The sequence below is a fragment of the Myxococcus sp. SDU36 genome, from assembly GCF_030168875.1.
GTDB classification, from domain to species: domain Bacteria; phylum Myxococcota; class Myxococcia; order Myxococcales; family Myxococcaceae; genus Myxococcus; species Myxococcus vastator.
In genome coordinates, this window is record NZ_CP077414.1 from 4,049,781 (window position 1) to 4,072,050 (window position 22,270).

The 22,270-nt window shown below is 67.8% G+C and carries 19 protein-coding genes and 3 pseudogenes; 11 read left to right on the forward strand and 11 right to left on the reverse strand.

Translation table 11 applies throughout. From position 1 onward, the window contains the following. Positions 1 to 22 precede the first annotated feature (22 nt). Both KGD87_RS15865 and KGD87_RS15870 read right to left on the reverse strand, forming a co-directional pair. Entirely contained in the window at positions 23 to 772 is a 750-nt protein-coding gene (locus KGD87_RS15865) for a hypothetical protein (RefSeq protein ID WP_284668251.1), read from the reverse strand. 134 nt (positions 773 to 906) lie between these two features. Further along, complete coding sequence (locus KGD87_RS15870) at positions 907 to 1,212, reverse strand: DUF6289 family protein (protein ID WP_284668252.1); 306 nt, start codon at positions 1,210 to 1,212, stop codon at positions 907 to 909. Positions 1,213 to 1,548: 336 nt separating this feature from the next. On the opposite strand from KGD87_RS15870, the gene KGD87_RS15875 reads away from it, so the two are divergent. The 6 genes and pseudogenes from KGD87_RS15875 (at position 1,549) to KGD87_RS15900 (ending at position 8,609) form a co-directional block, all read left to right on the forward strand. Then, entirely contained in the window at positions 1,549 to 3,150 is a 1,602-nt protein-coding gene (locus KGD87_RS15875) for a PKD domain-containing protein (RefSeq protein ID WP_284668253.1), read from the forward strand. 215 nt (positions 3,151 to 3,365) lie between these two features. Then, positions 3,366 to 5,042, forward strand: coding sequence for an alpha/beta hydrolase (locus KGD87_RS15880; protein WP_284668254.1), 1,677 nt, complete (start codon positions 3,366 to 3,368; stop codon positions 5,040 to 5,042). A 147-nt stretch (positions 5,043 to 5,189) separates the two neighbouring features. Beyond that, positions 5,190 to 5,546, forward strand: a pseudogene (locus KGD87_RS37060) (serine/threonine-protein kinase); the annotation flags it as partial. A gap of 151 nt (positions 5,547 to 5,697) precedes the next feature. Further along, complete coding sequence (locus KGD87_RS15890) at positions 5,698 to 6,552, forward strand: ion transporter (protein ID WP_284668256.1); 855 nt, start codon at positions 5,698 to 5,700, stop codon at positions 6,550 to 6,552. Positions 6,553 to 6,699: 147 nt separating this feature from the next. Further along, positions 6,700 to 7,581 carry an aldo/keto reductase gene (locus KGD87_RS15895; protein ID WP_284668257.1) on the forward strand — a complete coding sequence of 294 codons (882 nt, stop codon included), beginning with the start codon at positions 6,700 to 6,702 and terminating at the stop codon, positions 7,579 to 7,581. Positions 7,582 to 7,709: 128 nt separating this feature from the next. After that, positions 7,710 to 8,609: a hypothetical protein gene (locus KGD87_RS15900; protein WP_284668642.1), complete on the forward strand. Its 900-nt coding sequence runs from the start codon at positions 7,710 to 7,712 to the stop codon at positions 8,607 to 8,609. 237 nt (positions 8,610 to 8,846) lie between these two features. Here the strand turns inward: KGD87_RS15900 and KGD87_RS15905 are convergent, their stop codons facing one another. From KGD87_RS15905 to KGD87_RS15915, 3 genes and pseudogenes are all read right to left on the reverse strand, one after another. Next, positions 8,847 to 9,020, reverse strand: coding sequence for a hypothetical protein (locus KGD87_RS15905; protein WP_284668258.1), 174 nt, complete (start codon positions 9,018 to 9,020; stop codon positions 8,847 to 8,849). A 506-nt stretch (positions 9,021 to 9,526) separates the two neighbouring features. After that, entirely contained in the window at positions 9,527 to 10,096 is a 570-nt protein-coding gene (locus KGD87_RS15910) for an imm11 family protein (RefSeq protein WP_284668259.1), read from the reverse strand. A 3-nt stretch (positions 10,097 to 10,099) separates the two neighbouring features. Beyond that, positions 10,100 to 10,933, reverse strand: a pseudogene (locus tag KGD87_RS15915) (AHH domain-containing protein); the annotation flags it as partial. Positions 10,934 to 11,243: 310 nt separating this feature from the next. On the opposite strand from KGD87_RS15915, the gene KGD87_RS15920 reads away from it, so the two are divergent. Next, positions 11,244 to 12,491 (forward strand): ISAs1 family transposase, encoded by a 1,248-nt coding sequence (locus tag KGD87_RS15920; RefSeq protein ID WP_284668261.1) that lies wholly within the window; start codon positions 11,244 to 11,246, stop codon positions 12,489 to 12,491. A 150-nt stretch (positions 12,492 to 12,641) separates the two neighbouring features. On the opposite strand, the pseudogene KGD87_RS37065 reads toward KGD87_RS15920, so the two are convergent. Next, positions 12,642 to 12,842: pseudogene (locus KGD87_RS37065) on the reverse strand (AHH domain-containing protein); the annotation flags it as partial. Positions 12,843 to 13,344: 502 nt separating this feature from the next. On the opposite strand from KGD87_RS37065, the gene KGD87_RS15925 reads away from it, so the two are divergent. Beyond that, positions 13,345 to 13,488, forward strand: coding sequence for a tyrosine-type recombinase/integrase (locus tag KGD87_RS15925; RefSeq protein WP_284668643.1), 144 nt, complete (start codon positions 13,345 to 13,347; stop codon positions 13,486 to 13,488). Between the two features lie 77 nt (positions 13,489 to 13,565). Here KGD87_RS15925 and KGD87_RS15930 read toward each other — a convergent pair whose 3' ends face one another. Beyond that, complete coding sequence (locus tag KGD87_RS15930) at positions 13,566 to 14,726, reverse strand: hypothetical protein (RefSeq protein ID WP_284668262.1); 1,161 nt, start codon at positions 14,724 to 14,726, stop codon at positions 13,566 to 13,568. A gap of 225 nt (positions 14,727 to 14,951) precedes the next feature. Between KGD87_RS15930 and KGD87_RS15935 the strand changes: the two genes are divergently transcribed. From KGD87_RS15935 to KGD87_RS15945, 3 genes are all read left to right on the forward strand, one after another. Further along, positions 14,952 to 15,770 (forward strand): hypothetical protein, encoded by an 819-nt coding sequence (locus tag KGD87_RS15935; RefSeq protein WP_284668263.1) that lies wholly within the window; start codon positions 14,952 to 14,954, stop codon positions 15,768 to 15,770. Between the two features lie 127 nt (positions 15,771 to 15,897). Next, complete coding sequence (locus tag KGD87_RS15940) at positions 15,898 to 16,980, forward strand: beta-helix domain-containing protein (protein WP_284668264.1); 1,083 nt, start codon at positions 15,898 to 15,900, stop codon at positions 16,978 to 16,980. Positions 16,981 to 17,005: 25 nt separating this feature from the next. Continuing rightward, the gene (locus KGD87_RS15945) at positions 17,006 to 17,518 is read left to right on the forward strand and encodes a hypothetical protein (protein ID WP_284668265.1); all 513 of its coding nucleotides are present in this window, start codon (positions 17,006 to 17,008) and stop codon (positions 17,516 to 17,518) included. A 36-nt stretch (positions 17,519 to 17,554) separates the two neighbouring features. On the opposite strand, the gene KGD87_RS15950 is transcribed toward KGD87_RS15945, so the two are convergent. The 4 genes from KGD87_RS15950 to KGD87_RS15965 all read right to left on the reverse strand — a co-directional run bounded on the left by KGD87_RS15950 (position 17,555) and on the right by KGD87_RS15965 (position 22,056). Beyond that, positions 17,555 to 18,313 carry a hypothetical protein gene (locus KGD87_RS15950; RefSeq protein ID WP_284668266.1) on the reverse strand — a complete coding sequence of 253 codons (759 nt, stop codon included), beginning with the start codon at positions 18,311 to 18,313 and terminating at the stop codon, positions 17,555 to 17,557. A gap of 239 nt (positions 18,314 to 18,552) precedes the next feature. Further along, on the reverse strand, positions 18,553 to 19,077 hold the full coding sequence (locus KGD87_RS15955) for a hypothetical protein (protein WP_284668267.1): 525 nt from the start codon (positions 19,075 to 19,077) through the stop codon (positions 18,553 to 18,555). A gap of 63 nt (positions 19,078 to 19,140) precedes the next feature. Next, positions 19,141 to 20,040: a monofunctional biosynthetic peptidoglycan transglycosylase gene (gene mtgA / locus KGD87_RS15960; protein ID WP_284668268.1), complete on the reverse strand. Its 900-nt coding sequence runs from the start codon at positions 20,038 to 20,040 to the stop codon at positions 19,141 to 19,143. A 327-nt stretch (positions 20,041 to 20,367) separates the two neighbouring features. Further along, complete coding sequence (locus KGD87_RS15965) at positions 20,368 to 22,056, reverse strand: hypothetical protein (protein WP_284668269.1); 1,689 nt, start codon at positions 22,054 to 22,056, stop codon at positions 20,368 to 20,370. Between the last annotated feature and the right edge of the window lie 214 nt (positions 22,057 to 22,270).

Below are 22,270 nucleotides of genomic sequence, written 5' to 3' on the forward strand. Positions count from 1 at the left end.
CCCGTGGCCCTGGCGCGTCTCGCTATGGCGCGCAGTAGATGGCGCGCTCGAACTTGCCCGTTACGTTGACGATGGAGTCAGCGCGAACCACGTACTCACTGCCACCCACACGCGTGTCGGCGTTGCACCAGTCATACGTGTAGCCCAGTCCAGTCCAGGGGTAGTGCGTGCTCTGCCAGAACCCATAGCTGGAGGCGTAATAGGCGTTGATCCAGTCCTTGTGCTCGGAGGTGGCCGACGCAGGAAACTGAAGGCCGCACGACGTGTCGTCAATCTCCGCGTCCGGGCAGGGCCGGAACATGTCCTGGGGCCGGACCCACAGCTCGACGATGTAGCGAGCGTTGTCGCCCTCCGTGGCCGGGGGCAGGCCCAGATACTGGTTGAGGCGAGCGACGAGCTTCTCCTCGGGCACCGTCTTGCAGAACGTCTGGAGCTGAGGCGCGGGCGTGACCCAGACCTCACGGGAGAGGGTATTCTCTCCCAGCGTATAGCCCGTGTACGTGGTCCAGATGGCCACGCGCACGGCCGTCTGGGACTCGTTCCAGATGAGCCTCGGATTCGACGGGCTGATGGCCCACAACTCCGTGGAGATGTCCACGGACGTAGGCTCGGCCGCGTTGCGTACGGCCTCCGCATAGGTCTGTGAATCGCAGACGAGCTCCCCGGGAGGCCCCGGGAGCGGGTCCTGCGTATCGTCGCCGCAGCCAGTGAGGGCCAGGAGCGCGGTGGTCGCGGTGAAGGTTCGCAGGGTACGTGAGAAGGCGCTGAACATCGTGAAGTCTCCGTGAAAGGATGGATTCACGGCGAGTGTAGACGAACCACGAAGAAACGAGGGCCTCGTCTCTCCGTGAATCGCACAGCGCCTGAGCGCGCCTCCCAGATTTCTACAGCTTCACCACACGCCCATCATTCAACCTCGGACGCACAGTCCTGCGCCTCGCCCATACACGGCTCGGCATACACCACCTCCACATATGAAGTGCGCCTTCCAGTAAGCACTGCCAGATGGCCACACGCACAATAGGTCTCCCCAACCCAGGTCGTATGACTCGCGTCGCTGTAATAGTAATACAAGGCATCCTCGACACAGAGAAAGTCAGTGTCATCACCCTCGGCCTGGGGCGTCTCTGACTTCCCTGCCTCGGAAACGCTCTCACCAGCTCCCAACAGCAGCCCCAGCGACATCAAAAGCACAGCGGAAAGTCCGGCCATGGTCCCTCCCAGCAGAGTTGAATGGGACCGTACGCAATTCAAGACGAGGCCGCAAACACAGCAAATCACAACAAACACTACTCAACACTCACACCTCGCGCAACCCGTCCCGCACCCGGTTCACGCCCATTGCAGACACCCGTGCTTGTACGTTCTCGCCTGACTTGAATCAACCCAAAGATTGACACGAAGGAGCCATCACTCCCAGTGTAGCCCCCGCCACCATTGGCGACCCGGAGCGCGCGTGGGTATGCGCGAGCGCATTGGCTCTCACACATCGACGCGAATCGCCTGCCATCGCCCCGCTCACGACGCACAACGCACAAGGAGCCTTCCATGCCGAAATCGAATCACTCCGCGCCGTCCGCCTTTCTCCGCGGCCTGTTGCCAGCACTCGCCGCGCTCGCCCTGGCTGTCGCCGCGCCGGACGCCAGCGCGTACTCGGCGATCTACGGCGGCGGCCCGTTCTACTCCGGCGGGACCGCGGTGATGAACGACCTGCGCGGTTCGGGCTTCACCACGGTCATCCTCTGGAGCTTCCACATCGAGGAGAACGGCGACCTCATCTACAACGACATTCCGGTGGTCAAGAACGGCGCCTACATGGGCGACCCGGCCTGGCCGGCCCGCCTGGCCACGCTCAAGACCGCGCCGACCTCGGTCAATCGCATTGAAGTGTCGACTGGCGCCTGGGGCGTTCCGGACTTTGAACGCATGATCAGACTGGTCAACGGCACCGCCCCCGGCTGCGGCACCACCATCGTCTGCGGCACCGGCACCAACAGCATCCTGTACAGGAACTTCCAGGCGCTGAAGACCGCCACCGGCGCCGACGCGGTGAACTTCGACGACGAGAGCGCCTACAACCTGGCCCCGACCACGACCTTCAGCCAGATGCTCATCGGGATGGGCTACAAAATCACCTTCGCGCCGTACACCCAGCAGACGTTCTGGCGGAACCTCAAGAACAACCTCGGCAGCGCAGTCGATAGAATCTACCTGCAGGTGTACGCCGGCGGCGCCGGGAACAACCCCGCGAGTTGGAACACCGCGATGGGCATGACGGTCGCTCCGGGCCTGTGGTCCAGGAATGGCAACGGCTGCGCGTCGGGCGACAGCCCCTCCGTGGTGCAGACCAAGATGAGCAACTGGAAGGCCAGCGCTGGCATCAACGGCGGCTTCATGTGGTTGTACGACGACATCCAGAAGTGCAGCGCGCAGGGGACCAGCGCGCAGTACGCGGCGGCCATCAACACCGCCGTCAGCGGCAACACCCCACCGGTGGCGAACTTCAGCGTCACCGTCAGCAGCCTCACCGCGACCTTCAGCGATGCGTCCACCGACGCAGACGGCACCATCACCTCACGCAGCTGGAACTTCGGAGACGGCAGCACCTCCACCGCGACCCACCCTTCGCGCACCTATGCGAGCCCTGGCAACTACAACGTCACCCTGACCGTCACCGACAATGGTGGCGCGAGCCATGGCAGGTCCCAGACGGTGTCGGTCGGTTCGGGCTACGCCAACCTGGCGCTGAACAGGCCCACCACCAGCTCAGCGCCCTGCAACAGCAACGAATCGGCGGCCAAGGCGGTCAACGGCAGCGTCTCGGGTGGCACCACCGACAAGTTCTGCTCACTGGCCTCGCCGGCCTGGATGCAGGTCGACCTCGGTTCGGCGCGGACCGTCAGCAGCTTCACGCTCAGGCATGCGGGTGCGGGGGGTGAATCGACGAACTGGAACAGCCGGGCGTTCACCATCCAGACCTCGAGCGACAGCTCCACTTGGAGTACGCCCGTCACGGTGAGCAACAACACCGGCAGCAGCTCGACCCACGCCATCACCGCGACGTCGGCGCGCTACATCAAGCTCAACGTGACGACGCCGACGCAGAACGGCGACCCCGCGACGCGCATCTACGAATTCGAAGTTCGCTGAGCGCTCGGAAGCGAAGCTGGCCCTCGATGGTGCCGGGGGCCAGCGCGGAGCGGTGCCGCGAGGGACCGCCCTCAAGGCTTGGGGGGGCCAGGAGCCGGGCGCCCGGAGCGCGTGCTGCCGGCGGCCGCTCCAGGGCCTACCTTCCGTGTGCCGCCGCTCGACGCCTGCTCGGCGCCGGCGTGGCGGGCATCGAGGTCCTTATCGCGGGGGTCGTCATGGAGCGCCTCTTCACTCGCGCTGTTCGGCCCGCGCTGGCGATTGGTGCCTGGCCCCGCTGGCTCCGCTACACGTTGCCGGGAGCGTGGGGCGCGCTGCTCTTCGCGTGCCTGGCCTTCACGCCCTCCCTGCTGCCGCGCAGCGGGCCCTTCCAGGGCTTCGTCAGCGGCCTCAGCGCGGCCATGGGCTATGGGTTGGGGGTGCTGGGCGCCTGGCTGTGGCGCGAGTTCTCCCCACGTCCGGCGAGGACGCCGAGTCCTCGCGCGTGGCGGGGCTTCTCCGTGACGGCGCTCGTGGCGCTGTCCGGCGCGCTGCTGCTGGGCTGGCACTGGCAGCAGCGCATCCGGGAGCTCATGGACGTTCCCCACCCGGGCAACGCGGGCTACCTGGTCGCGCCCGTCGTCGCGGCGGCCGTCTTCATCCTGCTCATCGCCGCGGGACGGGGGCTGCGCGCGGTGTACCGCCGTTTGGACGCGCGGCTCGTCCGGCATATCGGCCCTCGCGCGGCCCGCGCGACGAGTGGACTGGCGGTGGTGGTACTCACCGCGCTGGTGGCGAGCGGCGTGCTGTGGGATGGGCTCATCGCGCTGGCGGACCAGACCCTGAGCGTGCGGGACGCGACGACCGACGAGGGCGTGTTCCGGCCCCGCACCGCCCTGCGCTCCGGCGGCCCCGGCTCCCGGGTGAGTTGGGAGTCGCTGGGACGGGAGGGGCGCAACTTCGTCGGCGGGGGCCCCGCCATGGCCGACCTCGCCGCGTTCGAGGGAGCGGCCGTGAAGGAGCCGATTCGCGTGTACGCGGGCTACGCCTCCGCACCGGACGCCGAGGCGCGGGCCACGCTCGCCGTCGAGGACCTCGAGCGCGCCGGCGGCTTCGACCGGGCCTACCTGCTGGTCGTCACCACCACGGGCAGTGGCTGGGTGGTGCCCGAGGCCGTGGACGCCTTCGAGTACCTGACCCGCGGTGACTCCGCGATTGTCGCCATGCAGTACTCCCACCTGTGGTCCTGGCTCTCCGTCCTGGTGGACCAGGAGCGGGCGCGTGAGTCGGGCCGGGCGCTCTTCGACGTCGTCTACGAGCACTGGTCCAGGCTCCCCGAGGGCCAACGGCCGAAGCTGCTGGTGTTCGGCGAAAGCCTGGGCTCCTACGGCGGGGAGACGGCGTTCAGCGGCGAGCGGGACCTGGCCAATCGCACCGATGGCGCGCTGTTCGTGGGGCCGCCGAACTTCAACACCCTGTATCGCGAGTTCACGGACCACCGGGACGCGGGCAGCCCCGAGATAGCGCCCGTCTATCGAAACGGACGCATCGTTCGATTCAGCCGGCGCCCTGGAACGAACCTTCCTCCCGCGTCCGCCCCGTGGGGGGACTCCCGGGTGCTGTATCTGCTCCACCCCTCGGACCCCATCATCTGGTGGAGCCCCCGGCTCTTGTTGCAGCGGCCGGACTGGCTGCGGGAGCCTCGCGGCCACGATGTCCTGGGAGCGATGGTGTGGCTCCCCTTCGTGACGTTCTGGCAGGTGACGGCCGACCTGCCGCTGGGGATGGAGGTGCCCGCCGGCTACGGCCACGTCTACACCGGCGAGCACGTGGACGCCTGGGTCGCGCTCCTGCGCCCCGAAGGCTGGACCGACGAGAAGACGGCGCGGCTGCGGGAAGTCCTGCGCGCCCGCTGAGGCGGCTAGACTCACGCTCCGAAAATGGGCACGGGAGCGCGAGCCACCAACGAAGGAACAGCGGGCGCGTCCACCCTGGACGGCGCGCCCTCTCCGCGCGCCGCCTCCCTCGAGGCGCCCGTCTTCCCCGTGCCCGCCGGTGTAGACGTGGACGGCCGGCCGCTGAACCAACTCGCGGACGCGCTCACCGTGGAACAGGTGGCCCTGCTGCTGCGCGACGCCGCCGAAGGCGTCCACGCCGCGCATCGGGCCGGCCTCATCCACCGCGACCTCAAGCCCGGCAACATCCTCGTCGAACGCACCGAGGACGGCCGCCTCAAGCCCTACGTCATGGACTTCGGGCTGGCGCGCGACCGGACGGAGCAGAGCCTCACGGCCACCGGCGCGGTGCTCGGCACGCCGCACTACATGGCCCCAGAGCAGGCTCGCGGCGAGGTGTCCCGGCTGGACCGCCGCGCGGATGTCTACAGCCTGGGCGCCACGCTCTACACGGCGCTGACGGGGCTGGGCGGGCACGTCACGGAGCAAAGCAGACTTCTTACCCCCCGTGGGCGCTCGGCCACGCGGGAAGGTGGATGTCCAGAGCGCCAGACGGGCGCCCGTCCAGGCTGCCGTGGGTGTTCATCCCATCCCCCCTGCATTAGCGTGGCGCCCCATGCGAAACGAGGAATCCGTCGCGGGGGCCAGTGAAACGAGGCAGGTTCGCACCGTGGAGGAGCAGGCGGGCGCCGCTTCCCCCAGGCTCGCACTGAAGGACCTCCTCATGTCCGTGCTGGCGCTGGTCAGCCTCTTCCCCATCCTCTACGTGGAGATGGCGGGACTGCGCTGGCCGGAGCCGCGCTTTCAGGTGCTCGCGGCCATTGACCTGGGCTTCATCTGCATCTTCCTGGGGGACTTCCTCTGGGGCCTCTTCCGGGCGGAGCGCCGCACCGCGTTCCTGCGCAGCCGCTGGTTCGAGCTGCTCGGCCTGGTGCCCTTGTACGCGGAGGCGTTCAGCCTGCTCCGCGCCGCCCAGTTGCTACGCCTGGCGCGCGTGTTGCGGTTGCTGCGAGTGGTGTCCTCGTACCGCCGCATGCGCTCGGTCGCCATGCTGGACGCGCTCCTCAACCGCTACAAGCTGGGACACACGATCCTCATCGCCTCGGCGGTGGTGACGGGCATGGCCACCGTCGTGTGGATGCTGGAGCGGGACACCAACCCCTCGTTGTCGACGTTCCAGGATGCGATCTGGTGGGCCATCGTCACCGCGACCACCGTGGGGTACGGTGACATCACCCCGCAAACGGGTCTGGCGCGCGTCTGCGCCACGGTGCTGATGCTGATGGGCATTGGCCTCATCGGCATGGTGGCGTCCAGCCTGAGCAATGCCCTCCTCGCGGCGGACAACGAGACGGCCGAGCCATCCGCGCCGAGCCTGGCGTCCGAGCTGGAGCGGCTGACCGCGCTGCGGGAGCGCGGCAGTCTCACGGAGCAGGAGTTCACCGCCGCCAAGCGCAAGCTGCTCACCTGAAGCGAGCGCGTGACACCTTCCCCGACGACAACGGCTGCCCGGACGGCGGCATCCGCTGGTGCCTCGCCTCCTGAGACGGGCCCGAGCACGAACATGCTGTGAACTCCACTTGACGCGTGGCTCCACCAGGCCCTGCGAGGAGGTTCCATGGAGCGTCGCCCCCTGGGAAGGACGGGACTGCAGGTGTCCGTGCTCGGCTTTGGTGCCGGACACGTGGGGGGGTCGGCGCTCGCGGAAGCGGATGCCGCCGCGCTGCTGCACGGCGTCCTGGATGCGGGCATCAACCTCATCGACACGGCGCCCGGCTATGGGGCGTCGGAAGAGCGCATCGGACGGCACCTGCAGGGGCGCCGCTCCGAGTTCGTCCTCTCCACCAAGTGCGGCTACGGCGTCCCAGGCGTGGAGGACTGGACGCCCGAGTGCATCACCCGTGGCGTGGACCAGGCCCTCATGCGCCTGCGCACCGACGTGCTCGACGTGGTGCATTTCCACTCGTGCCCGCTGGAGGTGCTCCAGCGCCCCGGGCTCGTGGAAGCGCTGGTCCGTGCAGTCGAGGCGGGCAAGGTTCGCGCCGCGGCCTACTCCGGTGACAACGCCGCGCTGGAGTACGCGCTTGGGACGGGTGCCTTCGCCGTGGTCCAGACGTCCGTCAACCTGTTCGACCAGCGCGCCATTGAACGGGGCGTCGCGTGGGCACGGGAGCGGGGCATGGGGGTCATCGCAAAGCGTCCGCTGGGGAACGCGCCCTGGCGCTTCGCGGAGCGTCCCAGCGCGCATGACCTCGGTGAGTACTGGCACCGGATGCGGACCCTGGCGCTCGACCCGCGCGGCCTGGACTGGAGCGATGTGGCCTTGCGCTTCGCCGCACACGTCCCTGGCGTGTCCACCTGCATCGTGGGCACCGGGAGGCTGGAGCATCTGCGGCGGAACATCCAAACGCTGGAGGAGGGCCCGCTGCCCTCCGACTTCGTGGAGTCCCTCAGCGACGCGTTCCGTCGGTGTGGTGCGGGTTGGGATGGGATGATTTGAGGCTGCACGCCAACGGCGCCCCACGGAGGGGACGGCTCGACGCGGCCTTTCATGTGTTCCGGGGAGTGCATCCAGAAGAAGGCCGGGCCCCCTCGCATCTCCGCGAGGAACCCGTGACAATCCACGAAATGAACCTGCGACACTCGATACGCTCCCTGTTGATACTCTCCCTCGCAGTCGCTCCCGCACTGACTGGCTGTGGTTCCGATGACGTCGATCCGACGCCGGACGCGGGCCGTCAGTCCGACGCTGGCACCGAGCCCGACGCAGGTACTGAGCCTGACGCGGGCACCGAGCCCGACGCGGGCATTGAGCCGGACGCTGGCACCGAGCCCGACGCGGGCACCGAGCCTGACGCGGGCACCGAGCCCGACGCGGGCACCGAGCCTGACGCTGGCACTGAGCCTGACGCGGGCACTGAGCCTGACGCGGGCACCGAGCCTGACGCGGGCACCGAGCCTGACGCGGGCACTGAGCCCGACGCGGGCACCGAGCCCGACGCGGGCACCGAGCCCGGCCCTTTCACCATCTGCGAGGGCGAGTGCCAGGAAACCGCGACCACGATTCAATTGGACGGGAACCAGCGTGTCTTGACCAGCGCCTATTTCGGCTACGAAGAGCCGGAGGACTCCGCGGCCCCGTGGGAGCTGTGGATCGAGCTCAACAACGGCGCGCCGGGTGAGTGCCCTTCCGGGGACTCGCCGCTCCCGCCGCAGCTTGTCAACGTCCACAAGGTGAGAGTGCCTGTGGACGCGACGCCGCAGGTAGGCTCCATGCCAGAAGAGCCGACAGCGACGTTCGTCGACTTCGAGGGGGTGCTCACGACTGCGTACTTCCTGCACAGCACGAGCCTCACTTTCACGCCCGTGGCGGCCTCGCTCTGCCCCACCTGCGTGCTGAGCGGTACCCCTCCCGAATCGCACTTCGTGGCCTTCGACGTGAATGGCCTCTACGAGAATGGCGCCATCACCGGCCACGCTTACGCCACCTACTGCCCCTCGCTCGACACGTTCCAGGACAGGGAGTGATCGCGGTCCGGCGCACCTGGCGGTGAGACGTACCTGCCCGGGCCCCTGAGACGGGGGCCTGGGCGCCCCGGGTGGAAGTCCATCCGTGCTGGGTGGAGCGCTCGCCTCAGCACGAGGAGCACCCCATGCCGCCGGCTCCGGGGGCGGAGCAATCCCCCGTGGTACAGCCGGAACTCCCGCTGCTGGAGCAAGACGATGCGTTCGATATGTACCGACGCATGTCCTGCCGGTAGACCTTCAGCCCCAGCGGTCTTGCTGGAGTTCCTGAAGGCGAGACTTGATCTTCGCCTCACGTTGACCATCCATCCCCGCCATGGACAGGTGGCGCATCGTGACCTGCTTCGCCACCTTGTCGAGCTCATCCGCGGACAACTTCGGGTTGTCGCGAATGAACGCCTCCATCTCGCTCATGATTCACTGTTCGAGCTTCGCGATGCCGGGCTTCGTAATGCCAGTCACGTATCCGGACTGGATGAAGGTCTCCATGAGGTTGGCCGCCGTCACCTTCCAATCCGGGGCCGCAGCAGTCGCCTTCGTCGAGTTCGACGTGGCACTCTTTGCAGAAGAGGATGAGCCCATGCCCAGCAGACTTCGCACGACATGAAAGACAGGCTGTCGAGTCGTGATAGCCACGGCGCACCCCCAATGCAGACGACTTGGAGGAACGCTAGGGCAGACATTTGGCGGAAGGACTCGTGGGAACCCCCTACACAGCCCGGCTTTGTCAAATCCCAAACGCTGTCAGACCCAGCCCGCAGGGGCTGCCCTCTGGAAGAGCACAGCGGTGAACGCTCCCATCCTGCTGGAGGTCCTGGCCGCGGATGGGGCGCAGGTCGGGAGCGTGGAGACCGAACGCTTCGGCGCTGATGGCACCGCGGGCCTCTACATCCACTGTGTCCCTTCGGCAGACGTGCGGTTCAAACCTCTTCGAACTTGCCACCCAAGATGCCGTTCGCTTCGAGGGCATCCTTGATCTCCTCGTCGACGATAATGGGCAGGCTCCACCCCCAGGTGCGAAACACCCGCGCATCCCCAACTTTCGACTTATCAATCTTCAAACCGATCACAGATCGGTATTCGCCAACGCGGTCCTCAAACTCCTCCGCAGTACGGACCTGAACCTCTTCGGACGCCGCTTCGTCGACACAGCAAATTTGACGTGCGACATTAAGCAGGAAATAGGGCCTCGAATCGCCCTCCACATCCACAGGGAAGAGCTGAATATCACCAGGCGCCAAGCTCCTGAACACAGATGCCGCCCGTTCACTCAGGATAGGGGTCGCTCCCGCGCCTGCGAACTCGATATCAAGTGACGCTCCAGGCCGAGAGATCGGAACCCGCAGTCTCCTGTCTAGCTCGACCGGTTTCCCCTGCCTGAACCGCCAGAAATCTTCGATTTCACGACCGTCCGGCTCGGCTGGGTCCGCCAAATACCAGCGCCCCTTCACATAGACATCCATCTTGAGATTAAAAAAGCGCCGTTCCATTCTCTACTCTCCGGAGCCTTTCCTCACGAGTCCGCGCAACTTCGACCCGTCTTTTACAAGCTCTCGCGCAATAGCCGCAAGCTCTCTTTCCAAGGCCCTCCGACACATCGCCACTCCTCGGCACCCCAGCACAATCTCCAGGAGACGTCCATGCACGCTCTCATGGTACTCACGAGGATGGGCGCCTTGATGCCCCTTGATACGAATCAGGTTCGCTGGATCGTTCAGGCTCATGCCCGCCTTGTCGAAAATCTCTCTGAATCGTGGCGTCCACGGGCCACCTTCCTTGTCTGACTTATAATTCTTGTTTGTGCAGATATGGTGAATCTCTCCCTCGGGGTCACCCTGCACGCCCCGAGCAGCTCCCACCACAGCCCCAGGACTCGCGCCTGCGCCCATCGCGACTGCGGCGACCGCCGTTGGTGCGAGCGTTACGTTCAGCACCCCAGCCGACGAAATCGAGATCGCCTGGACCTCCCCGGCCAGCGCGCCTGATAGCTGGAAGCCCCCTTCAAGCTGCGCCCGAGAAGCCGCCTGGGCGAAGCCCGGCATCTTTGGCCCCTGCGCCGCCATCGCGCTCTTCCCGCCCAGTGCGGACAACGCGACGATCACCAGAACGCGGGCCCCGTTGTCCCCCAGCACCTTCCCGAAGCGATGCCCGGCCCTCTCTATGTCCGCGAAGCCCGCCGCGTCCCGGGACTCGTCGAGCAAACGCAAGAAGCCTCGCCCGAGTTTCCACACCGGCCCCGTCCCAAGGTAGGCGATGAGAGAGGCAGTCAGGGCAATCGCGATGACCTTCGTCATGGGCTCGGGCGCGACCAGCATCACGAGCGCCGTCGACGAGCCCTCCTGAAGACGCGAGCAACGAGCGGCGATCGTCCTCTTCAACCTCCCTGAAGGCCAGGCCTGATGCGTTTTCTCGGGGTCGGATTTGAAGAAGGGTCGTCGGGTCGCGGGGTTGCGCGCGGGAGGGGTGAGCGGATTCGTACACCACCTGACGGGTGCCCTGGATGATCGCCCCCTGGCGGGTGGGTTGTGCTCGAAACTGAGCGCGGCAGCCGGAGGCGGAGGGACGGGGCCGGCGAGCCCCATCCCCCCTATGCCCCGCTCCGCGAGACGCGTGGAGCGGGGCGAGAAGGAGTCGAGCATGGGTGGACTTCGAGGACAACAGCGGCGCGTGCTGCGGCAGGCGCGCCTGCCGTGGGATGACGCGGTGAGGGACCCGCGAGACTCGCGTGGCACCCGCCATGAGCACCTGGGCCTGTTGGGGCTGGTGGTGGCTGGCTTCGCGGTGGGCAAGAAAGGGTTGAAGCAGGCCGCGCAGCTGGCGGGGGATGTGGGAGCGCGGACGCGCAAGCGACTGGAGTTGCCGCATTCGGTGAGGGGCTCGACGCTCTGGCGTCTGCTGCGCAAGCAGCAGCCGGGCGGCCTGAGGGAGACGTTGAGGGCCCAGGCGTGCGAGGTGCTGGAGGATTCGAGCGCCCCCCGCCTGCCATTTCCCTTGGGCGTGGTGAGCGTGGACGGCAAGAGCTTGTGGACGACGCACCAGGGCGAGGTGGAGGGGCTGGAGGCCGTCGCCAACGACGAGGAGGGCCGCGCACTGTGGCGACTGGGCGCGCTGCGGGCCGTGCTCACCAGTGCGCTGGCGGCGCCCTGCCTGGACTTGGAATTCATCGGAGCCAAGGAGGGTGAGTCTCCGGCCTTCCGGCAGTTGCTTCCGCGGGTGGTGGAAGCCTTTGGCGAGCACTTTGGGGTGGTGACAGCCGACGCGGGGCTGACGGCCGCGCAGAATGCAGCCTTGGTGCGAGAGCTGGGCAAGCACTACTGTTTCGGGTTGAAGGCCAACCAGCCCACCCTTCACGAGTACGCCATGCGGGCCATCGCCTCCAAGCAGTGCCCAGCCCGCTCGCGCACCGAGGAGCGGGCGCATGGGCAGACAGTGGTGCGCGAGTTGTGGACGCACGCGCTGACGCCTGACGAGGTGAACTTCCCTGGAGCGCGCACGTTGCTGCTGGTGCGGCAGCAGCACTGGGACGACGAGGACAACCTCCGGGCGGAGGACTACCGCTACTTCGTCACCTCGCTGGACACCACCGTCTTCAACTTCCACCAACTGCTGCGGCTGGTGCGGGTGCATTGGGGCATTGAGAATCGCCACAACTGGACGCTGGACGTCGTCCTGGGCGAGGACGCGCGCCAGCCCTGCCGCCCAACGCGCACGGCCCTGGAGGTGGTGGCCTGGCTGCGGGCGATGGCCTTCAATCTGCTCGCCTGCTTCAGAACGCGTCTGCCTCCGCAAGGCCGTCACCTCGTGGAGTGGACACGCGCATGCGAGCTGCTGCGCGACAGCCTCGTCCATGGACGACGACAGGCGGCATTGGTCATACCGGACTGAGGGCTCGCCGGCCCTCCCTCCGCTTCTGGCCGCCACTCTCCTCCATGCGCACGGCGCCCCGGCCGAACGGCGAAGCTTTGCCGCACCGCGCCTCACTCTCACGCGGCCTCCTCACGAAATCGCAGACACCCGAGAACGCATCAGGCCTGCCCTGAAGGCGACGTCGAGCCTCATGTCGAGCACGAGCTGCGCGACAGCACGCTTGAACGCGTCTTCGCCTATCTCGACGGGGTCGGACTCGACCGGGGTGAAGGCGATTCGCTCTCCGCGCCCGGTGTGTAGATGCACGACACGAGTCGACGCGCACCCGCTCGAAAACAGCAACAGTGCAGCAATTCTTAAAGCTCTCATGTGGCCCCCGGGTCAGCCGCCAGGACATCGGCGAACAAGGGGCCACATAGCAACCGCGTCTGACAATCTCTATGGTCCTACGAGAACATGGGAACCTTGCACATCTACTGCATCACCGGCCTCAACCGCGCCCAGGACGGACTCAGATGGCAGCCCGACGAGCAGCGCCGCGAACCGTAGGCCAGGTAGCTCCCGTGCCAAGCCCCTGGGGCATTCCGGCGGACCTCCCCCCTGTGCCAGAGAAGAAGAGGCCGAGCGGCTCGTCGCTGTCGCTGGACTGGAGTGGCGTCCGGTGCTGCTCGTCGCCATCAAGGCCGGCCTCCGTGGAGGATGCGCTCAGGACTCACCGGCACCGTCGGGGCCGCTTCGTCTTCTGCCAGGAGAACGGGCAGCCGCTCACCGAAGGGAAGATGACGGCGCCGCTTCGTCGAGCCCTCCGGGCGGCAAAGTGGGGCAAATCGGCTGGCACGACCTGCGCCACGCCCGCGGCAGCCACCTCGCGATGAGGGGTGTCTCGTTGAAGGTGATTCAGGAGCTGATGGGGCACGCGACCATCGAGATGACAAATCGCTACGCCCACCTGAGCCCCGACACGCGGAGAGAGGCGGTCGGTGTTCTCGACCGGCCCCCCTGCTCCAGCGTGTGACGTACGTGCAACACAGGCGGCCGACGCTCCCAACCACCTGTACGGCGGGAATCGAACCCGCCGCTCCGCGAGGCCTGTCAGGCCCTGTGGAAGGCTTTGGCGAAGAAGTTCTCGACGCGCGACTTCTCCGGCGCGATGGCGTTCGCGGGCGAGGCCGCGCTCGTGGCGCCAGCGAGCGCGGGGCGCAGACCCGCCGCGATGCCCGGCTGCATGTGGTGACGCAGGTCGAGCGCCACGTCGGCCTTCACGTGCGTGCCCAGGCCCGCGGCGGCGTTGACGTCCGCGGAGTGCTTGAGGAAGCCATTCTCCAGGCCGAACTTGCCGCCCGCCTGGGCCGCCGCGCCTGCCACCACGCCCCCGGTGACCGAGCCGTGCAGCCGGCCCACGTGCCCCCCCGCAGTGCCGTACGCGCCCGCCGTGGCGGCCGCCCCCACCTGCCCTGAGAGCAACGCCGTGCCTGTCTTCGGGTCCAGGCTGGCCACGCCCTCGGCGTAGGCGGAGGCAGAGGCCTTGGCCTCACCCTTCACGTACCCGCCCACGTGCCGGTTGAAGTCGTGGCTCGCGCTCGCCGTGACGCCCACGCCCGTCTCCGCCTTGGCCGTCAACGCGGCCGTGTAGGCGTGCTCGTTCCTGTCGAGCGACACACCCGCCTGCGCCTGGCCCTTGAAAGAGTTGGCCTCGGCGGAGATCTGGCCGCTGGTCACGCCCAGCCGGCCCGCGTGCGTCTTCTGCATTTCGTAGCCGGCGTACGGCCCACGCAGCTCGGCCTGGGCCGAGTAGTGGCGCACGCCACCGCCGCTGTAGCTCGCGGTGGACGCCTGCATCGAGCCCACGTTGCCGCTCACCGTGCCGCCGAACGTGTCCTTCTGGAAGGGGCTGCCCGGCTTGTCGACGAACATCGTCTGCTTCGCGGCCGCGGGCGCCGTGAGCCTGTTGTCCCCACCGCTCACCATCACATCCGACGCCCGGCCCGTGCTCAGCTCCCAGGGGCTGTAGGAAGGCGCCCCCTCGGGCATGCCCGGGTGCTTCAGGGGCTTGGGCTCCGTGGCCGCCGGCGCATTCGCGCCAGGCAGGGTCCCCGTGGGCCGGGTGGCCGTCGCGGCGGGAGGCGTCGCCGGGGGCCGGGTGGGCGTCGCGGAGGGGAACGTGGACGCGCGCGCCGGCAGCTTGGACTGGGGCGGCTTGGAGGAAGGGAACGTCGCGGAGCGGGGCGGGGTCGAACCAATGCGGCGGGCCATGGGAGACTCCTGGGGAGGTCGGTGAAGGGGTCAGGACTGCGATGACCTGACCCACTGCAGCCGACATGCCATGCCCATGTCGAACAGCGTGACCAATGCACCCCTGTGGTTTCAAGGAGTTGGAAGGAGGCGCCCCGCGAGCGAGGCACGGCCCCTGGTGACGGCAGACACCAGGGGCCGAACAGCTATCATCAGGACCGCGGACACGAAGCGAGGATGCGCGGCATGGATGACTTCTACGCGGATGTCCTGGACCACGTCGGACGCACACCCCGAGAGTTCGGCTCCGTCCACCTGCACGCGGAGCCCGTGAGCCGCGATCCGCTCGGGCAGGCCACCGCCGTCGTGTGGCTCCAGGCCGCCTTCGAGCCCCTCGCCGCCACCCCTTCGACCGTGCGGGTGATGGGCCGGCAGAAGCAGGGCCCCGCGCAGCGGATGCTGGGCCAGTTCCCGCTGCCACCGCTCGCGGGAGGCCGCGTGGTGCGGTGGCGGCTCCCGCTCGAGCTGCCCCCGGAGTTCGATGAGGTCCACTTCCAGGTGGAGTCGCATCTCCACCCTGATGCCGGGCGCGTGCGGCCCGCGTGGAAGCTCTTCGACACCCTGGAGATTCCGAAGGAGAGCGACATGAAGGCGGTGTCGGGCGAGGTCTCCATGGGAGTCGACCTCGGTGAATCACTGTTCAACAGCATGCTGTCTGGAGGCCTGAGTCTCAGCACCTACGTGGCGATAGGCCCCCAGGCTTCACCGGGCAGCATGGCCGTGAAGCGCCACGCCGCGGCCACGCTTCCGACAGCCTTCATCGCGGCCGTGGTTGACGGCCCCGTGGAGCCCCTGTCCGACCTGCACTGCGAGCTCGTCTGGGAGCCCGGGATGGCCCTCCCCACCGCCAGCGCGGCGCCCAGTTGGGGCACGGAGCCCACGCCGGCCAGGGCACCTCGGGCCTTGAACCCTTTTCGGACCTGCTACACCTGCGGCTTCGAGGGCCCGCGAGCGGCGTATGAGCGCGCCACGATATGTCCCCAGTGTGACGCGGCGTGGATGTAGTCACGCCAGGAGAACCCTCTGGCGCTGGGATGTTTTCATCCATCCAAGCAACCCAGTCGCTGTCGACATGACAGCGCGGCTCCTGGGGAATCGCAACGGGCCGCCCCGGTTGAGGTAGAACGGGCGCATGCTCCACTCGCGTCGTCTCGCCCTGGCCGTCTCGTCCCTTGTCGCGGTCGCCACCGCCTGCAGCTCGCCGGAGCCAGTCCCGGACCGCCCCAACATCCTGCGCTTCGAAGCAGCCCCCGCGACCATCGCTCCGGGCGTGCCCGCCGAGCTGTCCTGGGAAGTCACCGGCGCGCAGGACCTCTCCATCGATTACGGTGTGGGTGAGGTGAGCGGAAGCTCGGTGCAGGTCCGCCCGACAGCGACGACGACGTACACACTCACGGCGACCAACGAGCGCGGCAGCACCACCGCGAGCACCACGGTCGCCGTGAGCACGTCCGAAGGGACGAACCTCTCCGGAAGCCTCACGACGCGCACCCTGACGCGCGCGGGCTCGCCGTATCAGGTGACCGGTGACCTGACGGTGCCCGCGGGGAGCCGGCTCACCATCGAACCCGGCGTCCAGCTCATTTTCATGGGACACCACAAGCTCGCCGTGCATGGGCGAATCACCGCGCAGGGCACGTCGGACAGCCCCATTGTCTTCACGGCCAGCAATCCCACCCAGGGCTGGGCCGGACTGCGGCTGGCGGCGACGTCGGACGCCGGGGAGGACTTTCTCGAACACTGCATCTTGGAGTACGGCAACAAGGTCGACGGCGAGAACGGCGCGGGCGCGGAGGGCTCTTATTCCGAGAACGCCGGTGGCGCGCTTTGGATTGGCTCACGCGCGAACGTGAACCTGAACCACAACGAGTTCCGCTTCAACAAGGCGCCCGCGTTCGGCGGCGCGCTGATGCTGATTGCGCCGACCAGTTCGGGGGTCGCCACCGGGAACATCTTCCACGGAAACGAGTGCACCGGTCCGCGTACCCAGTTCGGCGGCGTGGGCGGGGCGGTCAACACCGCGCACCTCCCGGCCAGCAACCAATGGACGTTCCGCGGCGGAGAGTTCCGCGACAACAGGGCACCGGAGGGCGGAGCGCTCTACTTCTTCGACAGCAACGTGGTCCTCGACGGGATTGCGCTGTCTGGAAACACCCCCCAGAACTGGGCGACGCCGGAGCCCCACCGGCTGACGGTCATCAACACGCCGAGGTAGCTGGGGCTCGCGCCACGTCGCCTCGATGCCGGCATCGCCGTGCCCCACCCCATCGTCGATGTTGAGCAAAGCCGCGCCTGCTGACATCCTGACACACGTGAGTAAAGACTCAGCCAAGGCCACCGCATTTCTCATCCGCGCGTTCTGCGCGCCCACACAGGACGCGGAAGCCACCCGATTCGTCCGTGCCTTCGGGCAAGCGAGCTATCTCACGCGGCTGGAGACGGACCCCTCCGTCGATGCGGCCTACGGAAGCACCGCGAGCCGATTTCGCAGCCGGTGGAGGACCCGCGTCCGTCGCGACGCGCGCTTCATCGCGGCCCTGGGCTCCTTCAAGAACACGCCCTTTCTCCCGCACTTCAAACGCGTCCTCGAGGACGGCACGGGCGAGGACCGCGTCGTGGCCTTGGCCGGTGCCCTGTTGGTCAGGCCCGCGGACAAGCGCGGCGAAAAGAGCCTCTCGACGTGGCTGAAGGACGCGGACCCTGCCCTTCTTGCAAAGGCGCACGCCTTCCTTCGGCGTCATCGCCTGGCCTGAGCCGCCAGCGCCAAAGGCTGTCGCTCGCCCCTCCCGCTACGGAGAGATGAGCGACCCCTCCTGCGCGGCGGCATACAGCGCGTCCACGTCCAGCACCTCGTCCAGCGGAATGCTCACATCATCGTCGTCCTCGTCCTCCAGCTCGACTTCGAGCAACACCGAGGCCGGGAGCAACCGCTTCAATCCCACGAGCTGCGCGGGCGTGACTTCCTCTTCCACCACGAGTCCGTCCACGGACTTCACGTCGAGCGAGCGCCCGAGCTGAAGGACCGTCAACGGAGCTCGGAGCCCTCCGCGTACCACGAGCGGCTCCGGGTCGTTGTTGGCGAAGACAAGCTGGGAGGCCTCGAGTGCACCGCGCACACGAAGCACCCCCTGGACATTCGCGACCTTGCAGCGGAGCGAGCCGGCAATGACCGCGGCGCTCCCCACGTCCCCGTCACCGAACTCGCCCCCTACCTCCACGTCCCCCGCGACAATGAGGATTCCGCGGTTCAGCACGTCCTTCTCCACCTGGAGCCCGCCCGGGACCAGACGCACCTCGCCCTCCTCCACCTCCAGCGATTCAAGCTGCTCTACGGAATCAGGCGCCTGGAGCGTCCGGGCCCACAGCCATGCCGCCGCCTCCAGCAACTCACCCTCGGCCTGATTCGCGCGTGTGAACAGCGCTTCCAGTGCTGCGCCCCTCGCGTCGGCCAGGAGGTCGCGAAGCCGTGGCACCTGACCCTTCAGGGACGGCGGCATGGCACCGACGTCGCGGTGCAGCACGGACTGCATTTCGTCCAGATTCGACATGGTGGCGGGCACGCTATCACTTAAAGCGCCCGTCGTAGCCCCTACCGGCGCCTGGACCCGTGCACTGGAGCCGAGATGACGGCGATCAGCGACGTGCTCGACCTCAACCTGGAAAAGACGGCCCGAGTGACCCGGGTCGACGTCAGCGGCGCGCGGGGGCCCGGTCCGCGGCGCTGAGAGACGGCCGCGGGCAGGGAGCCCTCCTGCCTGCGGCGCCGGGTGCAGCCTTCGGAGCGCCGTCAGTCCTTGACGACCGTGGTGATGGTCAGCGGCGTCGGGGTACCGATGAAGCTCCCGGAGATGTTCGTGCAAGGCATTGGCACCTGCGAGAAGTCCGCGGCGTAGTAGCCGTAGGTGGAGTCATTGCCCTTCTCGTAGAACTCATGGCCATCCGGGAGGACCACCTTCCAGACGTAGTTGATGCTCGTGTACTGCGTGGACGACCGCGCCCGGATGACGCCCGTCACCTTCGTGCCCCAGTGGTACGGCGCCACGGCCGGGACTTCGACCGTCTGCGGCGCCGGAGCCCAGTCGAACGTGCTGGGGCTGCCGGAGGTTCCGCCCCAGCCGTAGATGAGGAACACGCGGGTTCCCCAAGGCAGGTCATCATTGCGGTACGTGAGGGTGACTTCCGCCTGCGAGGTGCTGAAGTAGCCACACGTGTTGAGCACCGTCCGCGCCTGCACCCACTGCGCTCCCGCGAGGGCGGAGGTGGAAGTCAGCAGCAGGGCGAGCACGAGCGCGTGACGAGAAATCCGGGACATGCGAAGACTCCAGAGAGAGGTTTGACAGCCTCGCCCCTCTATCAGAGCCAGGGGGCCCGCGGCTCAGCTCTCCGAGGACAGTCGGGAAATGGCCTCCACCACGGAGCCGGGCACGGACGTCTCGCCGAAGAAGCGCGAGAGCTCGGCCTGGGCCTCGCGGGCTTGCGCCGCGGTGATGCGGCCCTCGCGCTCCAGCCTCCCGATGATGGCGCCAGCCCGGATACGCAGGGTCTCGGGCTTCTGGGCGGGCAACCAGCGCCGTGGAGCGGGCAACATGCCCGCGAGCATCGCGCCCTGTGCCACCGTGAGCGCCCGCGCCGAGGTGCCGAAGTGCTCGCGCGCCGCGGCCTCGATGCCATACACGCCCTCTCCCCACTCCACCACATTCACATACAACGTAAGGATGTGCTGCTTGGACAGATGGGTTTCCAACTGGCGGGCGAGCAGCAACTCCTTGGCCTTGCGCAGCAGGCTGCGGTCCGTGGAGAGGTAGAGGTTCTTGGCCAGTTGCTGGGTGAGCGTGGACGCGCCGCGACCCAGGCGTGCCTTTCGCACGGACTGCTCGAGGGCGTTCTCCACCTCTATCCAATCCACACCCTCGTGCTTGTAGAAGCGCGCGTCCTCGGAGCTCAGCACGGCGTCCACCGCGTGCGGCGCCACCGCCCCCAGCGGCACCCAGGCATGGCGCACGCGGGGCTCCTTCCCCGCCGCCAGCGCCTCCTCGGCCCGCTGCGTGATGAGCGCGGTGGTGCGCGGGTTCTGCGTCCGCAGCGCGCGGACGTCGGGCAGCCGCGCGTACTCCACGCTGAGCCAGACGACGAACAGCAGCCACCCGACAAACAGCCAGCGGCCCCAGCCCGGACTGGGAGCCTTCCCCACGGCGCGCCGGGCGCCGGCGGGGAGCTGCTTCGTCTTCTGCGTCCGGGGGGAGGAGCCACGGGCGGAGGGCGGACGGGAGGCCATCGGTATGCACACCTCTGCCCCGGTCCACGGCCCCTGTCCAGAAGACGGCCGGGAAGGCACGCGGCGGCCTGTCTTGAGTCGGATGCCAGGTTGAATGCCATCTCGTCGTACCGCGCTCGGCGCGGGAGTCCTCTTGGTGGGCCTGGGCGCCGGGCTCGCCGTGACTGCTTCACGGCCCCAGCGGAGCGCCGAAGTCGAAGCGCGCCAGGGCCGCGGGCCGCTGAGGCGCGGCAGCCCCACGCAGCCGCTCCAGCGACAGGGCAACAGCAGGAGGCGCCTCGCCCTCCCCCCCCTGCTGTTTCCCCGCTCGGCGTGCGGCACCGCCGCTCAGAGTTCGTTGAGGATGAGCAGGCCGCGCACGGAGTCGGCGGCGTACACGTACCCGTCGCCGGGCACTCGGATGCCGAAGGTGCCCTCGAAAAGGTTGTCCGTGCGGCCGGGGTCGCTCTCTCGGAAGGTGTTGTAGTGCGCCACCTGGCGCGGCTTCGTGGGGTTGGACACATCCAGCACGCGCACGCCCTCGTGGTACCAGGCGATGTAGAGCAGGTGGCCCTTCAGAATCAGGTTGTGGATGGACGTGACGGGGCTGAGACGGAACTCGCCAATCTTGGCGATGTTCGCCGGGTCCGTGACGTCCAACACGCGCAGGTGGGCGCCGTTGAATTCAGTGCCCTCGAAGGCGATGGTGCGCCCGGCGAAGGTGCCCACGGCGCTGTGGTGCGCGTAGGCGTTGAAGCCGTGCACGTACTGACCCAGGTGCCGCACGTTGTCGAGGTCGCTGACGTCCATGATGGAGTAACCACCAAAGGCGTTGCTGACGTAGAGCCGGCCCTCGTAGGCGAAGGCGTCGTGTGCGCCCCCCACGGAGAACTCGGACGGCACGGTGATGCGCTGGCGCAGCACGGGCTCCAGCGGCGAGGTGACGTCATGCACGAAGGTCACCTCGCCGGGCGACATGGCATAGAGCCGGTTTCCATCCACCAGCACGGTGTGCGCCCCGTACTGCCCCGCGGGCAGGTGGCGCACGTACTCCGGCTGTGAGGGGTTGGAGATGTCATAGACGACGACGCCCGCGCTGTTGCCGGCGATGTAGAGGGCATCTTCCTTGGCCCACACCCCGTTCCAGCTCGAGTCCCCCGGCAGGCTGATGGAAACCTTGAAGAGGGGGTGCGCCCTGTCACTCACGTCGAAGACGGTGAGCCCGCCGTTCTTGGTGCCAGCGAAGTCATTGATGGAGACGACGTAGGCGTGGTTCTTCGTGACATAGACGTCCACGGCATCCCCCAGTGCGACGGGGGACTCGGAGATGAGGCGCAGCCCGCCGGAGGACTCGCCCTCGCCTCGCTGCGAGGGCATGCGCTGGGCTTCAAAGGTGCCGGCCCGGCTGAACCTGCCGTTGGTGCAACGGGCGTAGCAGCCCGTGATGATGCCGGGTGAGGGCACCTGACAGCCGGCGAGCGCGGTGACAGTGACGGCCCCGTTGAACGGACTGGTGCGGCTGCCAACGACGAAGAAGCTCCCGCCGTCCGTGCTCCGCGTCAGCAGCGGCTGGCCGTTGAGCGTGTCCGTCCCTCCGTCGGAGAAGAGCTGGTAGCTGGTGAAGTCGGGGACAATCTGGGTCCCTCCGTCAGCCAGCAGGCGCTCACCTCGCATGTCCACCAGGTAGACGCCGTGCGGCGCCACCTGGGCGAGCGCCTCCGGTGAGCACTCTGAGAGGTCGTAGCGCGACAGGTCATCACACCGGAGGGTGGTGGGGTCTCCTTGCTGATTGAACTCGCATGGCGAGAAGCGGCCCCGGTCAATCCAGTCACCGTGTTCCTCCAGCACGGTGTAGCCGCCATCCCACGGCGCCTCCGCGCCCGCATCGGGAGTGCCGGAGTCGGTCGTCCCCGAGTCCTCGGGAAGCCAGGGGCCTGCATCAGGAGTGGAGTCAGCGTCATCGCAGGCGGAGAGCGTGGACAGCAACAGGACGCAGGAGGAGAGCAGCACCAGGGATGGACGCAACACGGACGGCATCGTGGACCTCGCGAGAAAGGCCTCCCACGAGCATGGGGGCCATGACTCAAGCGGCCTGACGCCCTGATTCCCTCATCGAGACGGGAGATGGTTGCTGCGTGGAGGCAAGGTCCGCCCACGAGCGCGGTACTCCGGGGAAAGCGGCCCGGGCGGTCCTCGCCTTGCATGACTGACATCCGGACTGGTGCAGGTCTCCGTCATCGCGACGAGCGTC

Bases quoted from the DNA above. Each gene is read 5' to 3' on its own strand.
- KGD87_RS15865 (WP_284668251.1), bottom strand. From the start codon at position 772: ATGTTCAGCGCCTTCTCACGTACCCTGCGAACCTTCACCGCGACCACC.
- KGD87_RS15870 (WP_284668252.1), bottom strand. From the start codon at position 1,212: ATGGCCGGACTTTCCGCTGTGCTTTTGATGTCGCTGGGGCTGCTGTTG.
- KGD87_RS15875 (WP_284668253.1), top strand. From the start codon at position 1,549: ATGCCGAAATCGAATCACTCCGCGCCGTCCGCCTTTCTCCGCGGCCTG.
- KGD87_RS15880 (WP_284668254.1), top strand. From the start codon at position 3,366: ATGGAGCGCCTCTTCACTCGCGCTGTTCGGCCCGCGCTGGCGATTGGT.
- KGD87_RS15890 (WP_284668256.1), top strand. From the start codon at position 5,698: ATGCGAAACGAGGAATCCGTCGCGGGGGCCAGTGAAACGAGGCAGGTT.
- KGD87_RS15895 (WP_284668257.1), top strand. From the start codon at position 6,700: ATGGAGCGTCGCCCCCTGGGAAGGACGGGACTGCAGGTGTCCGTGCTC.
- KGD87_RS15900 (WP_284668642.1), top strand. From the start codon at position 7,710: ATGAACCTGCGACACTCGATACGCTCCCTGTTGATACTCTCCCTCGCA.
- KGD87_RS15905 (WP_284668258.1), bottom strand. From the start codon at position 9,020: ATGAGCGAGATGGAGGCGTTCATTCGCGACAACCCGAAGTTGTCCGCG.
- KGD87_RS15910 (WP_284668259.1), bottom strand. From the start codon at position 10,096: ATGGAACGGCGCTTTTTTAATCTCAAGATGGATGTCTATGTGAAGGGG.
- KGD87_RS15920 (WP_284668261.1), top strand. From the start codon at position 11,244: ATGGGTGGACTTCGAGGACAACAGCGGCGCGTGCTGCGGCAGGCGCGC.
- KGD87_RS15925 (WP_284668643.1), top strand. From the start codon at position 13,345: ATGAGGGGTGTCTCGTTGAAGGTGATTCAGGAGCTGATGGGGCACGCG.
- KGD87_RS15930 (WP_284668262.1), bottom strand. From the start codon at position 14,726: ATGGCCCGCCGCATTGGTTCGACCCCGCCCCGCTCCGCGACGTTCCCT.
- KGD87_RS15935 (WP_284668263.1), top strand. From the start codon at position 14,952: ATGGATGACTTCTACGCGGATGTCCTGGACCACGTCGGACGCACACCC.
- KGD87_RS15940 (WP_284668264.1), top strand. From the start codon at position 15,898: ATGCTCCACTCGCGTCGTCTCGCCCTGGCCGTCTCGTCCCTTGTCGCG.
- KGD87_RS15945 (WP_284668265.1), top strand. From the start codon at position 17,006: ATGCCGGCATCGCCGTGCCCCACCCCATCGTCGATGTTGAGCAAAGCC.
- KGD87_RS15950 (WP_284668266.1), bottom strand. From the start codon at position 18,313: ATGTCGAATCTGGACGAAATGCAGTCCGTGCTGCACCGCGACGTCGGT.
- KGD87_RS15955 (WP_284668267.1), bottom strand. From the start codon at position 19,077: ATGTCCCGGATTTCTCGTCACGCGCTCGTGCTCGCCCTGCTGCTGACT.
- mtgA (WP_284668268.1), bottom strand. From the start codon at position 20,040: ATGGCCTCCCGTCCGCCCTCCGCCCGTGGCTCCTCCCCCCGGACGCAG.
- KGD87_RS15965 (WP_284668269.1), bottom strand. From the start codon at position 22,056: ATGCCGTCCGTGTTGCGTCCATCCCTGGTGCTGCTCTCCTCCTGCGTC.